Source organism: Pectobacterium artocarpous, assembly GCF_046159765.1.
In the GTDB taxonomy this organism is placed as follows: domain Bacteria; phylum Pseudomonadota; class Gammaproteobacteria; order Enterobacterales; family Enterobacteriaceae; genus Pectobacterium.
Genome location: NZ_JBJXVK010000059.1, coordinates 1 through 1,111 on the forward strand (window position 1 = coordinate 1; position 1,111 = coordinate 1,111).

At 52.5% G+C, this 1,111-nt stretch carries 1 pseudogene; it reads right to left on the minus strand.

Going from position 1 to position 1,111, the window contains the following annotated elements:
* Positions 1-10: 10 nt before the first annotated feature.
* A pseudogene (gene tuf / locus ACKQAD_RS20235) lies at positions 11-1,111 on the minus strand (elongation factor Tu); the annotation flags it as partial.

The following is a 1,111-nucleotide window of genomic DNA, read 5'->3' on the forward strand; positions in this document are numbered from 1 at the left end:
TTATCAGCGATTAAGCGATAACTTTAGCAACAACGCCCGCGCCTACAGTACGGCCGCCTTCACGGATTGCGAAACGCAAGCCGTCATCCATCGCGATTGGGTGGATCAGGGTAACAACCATTTTGATGTTGTCGCCCGGCATTACCATTTCTACGCCTTCTGGCAGTTCGATGGTGCCCGTTACGTCAGTCGTACGGAAGTAGAACTGAGGACGGTAGCCTTTGAAGAACGGAGTATGACGACCGCCTTCATCTTTGCTCAGGATATACACTTCTGATTCGAACTGGGTGTGTGGCTTGATTGAACCCGGCTTAGCCAGTACCTGACCACGCTCGATTTCTTCACGCTTGATACCACGCAGCAGAACACCTACGTTCTCACCGGCACGACCTTCGTCCAGCAGTTTGCGGAACATTTCTACGCCAGTACAGGTTGATTTCGCAGTATCTTTGATACCAACGATTTCAACTTCTTCACCAACTTTAACGATACCGCGCTCTACACGACCGGTCACAACAGTACCACGGCCGGAGATGGAGAATACGTCTTCGATTGGCAGCAGGAATGGCTTGTCAATCGCACGCTCTGGTTCTGGGATATAAGAATCCAGGTGCTCTGCCAGCTCGATGATTTTTGCTTCCCACTCAGCGTCGCCTTCCAGCGCTTTCAGCGCAGAACCGCGAACGACTGGTGTGTCATCGCCAGGGAAATCGTACTGAGACAGCAGCTCACGGACTTCCATTTCAACCAGTTCCAGCAACTCTTCGTCATCAACCATGTCACATTTGTTCAGGAACACGATGATGAAAGGAACGCCTACCTGACGACCCAGCAGGATGTGCTCACGCGTTTGAGGCATTGGGCCGTCAGTCGCAGCAACAACCAGGATCGCGCCGTCCATCTGGGCAGCACCGGTGATCATGTTTTTCACATAGTCGGCGTGTCCTGGGCAGTCAACGTGCGCATAGTGGCGAGTCGGCGTATCGTATTCAACGTGAGACGTGTTGATGGTGATACCACGAGCTTTTTCTTCTGGCGCGTTATCGATCTGGTCGAATGCACGAGCACTACCACCGTAGGTTTTAGCCAGAACGGTAGTGATTGCAGCGGT